Origin of the sequence: Clostridium sp. CAG:43 (genome assembly GCF_000434655.1) — a bacterium.
Classification (GTDB): Bacteria; Bacillota; Clostridia; order Lachnospirales; family Lachnospiraceae; genus Otoolea; species Otoolea fessa.
In genome coordinates this window covers 913-1640 of record NZ_FR894989.1, presented here as the reverse complement: position 1 = coordinate 1640, position 728 = coordinate 913, and the positions used below count along the sequence as shown (strand labels likewise).

Here is a 728-nt window from a genome sequence, read left to right as displayed (position 1 = left end):
AGAAGAAATGTTTAGTTGTGGCAGAGAACCGGCATTCCCTTGTATACTTTCTCGTAGAGAAGTTTTGCTTTATCAACCGGCAGATTGATGCAGCCGTGGCTACCGGAATACTGGTAGATGGTTCCGCCGAATTTACTTCTCCAGCTTGCGTCATGGAAACCGATGCCGCCGTTGAATGGCATCCAATAGTCTACGTGACTTTCATATTCATATGTGCCGTCTGCCTGTTTGGTGCCGCGCAGAACGCGGTCGGTCTGCTTGTAGGTCAGGCTGTAAATACCTTCCGGGGTTGTGTAGTTTTTGGATACGTTTCCAGTTACGCACGGAGCATCCCAGGTCAGGGCACCGTTTTCGTACATATATACATGCTGGGCGCCGAAATCAACTTCTGCGTAGGTATTGCCCCAGTCTGCGTCTGAATGGCTGGCTGCCTGCTGGGAGAACTGGACTTCACGTTCCTGATTGATGCCTGTCTGCGCCATCAGAACCAGGTTGTCTGTCTCTGCGGTCTGGTCAATCTTCCATCCATAAGGGCCTGTCAAGGCAACCTCTTTTCCGGAAGTGGTATGGAAGGTACGGGTAGTTCCAGCTGTGTCGTATTTCGCTGCCAGCGCCTTGATGTAAGCAGCTGCCTTATCGCGGTCTACAGTAATGACACCATTCTCGCCGCCTGTATACCAGCTGACATATTCAGTACCGGACAGTGTCTCGGTTGCATCACCGATATG

At 51.2% G+C, this 728-nt stretch carries 1 protein-coding gene; it reads right to left on the bottom strand.

Annotated features, from left to right (window positions below; translation table 11 throughout):
* Window positions 1–11: 11 nt before the first annotated feature.
* On the bottom strand, window positions 12–728 hold a 717-nt coding region (locus QVO97_RS00595), incomplete at its 5' end, for a L,D-transpeptidase (protein ID WP_288188500.1).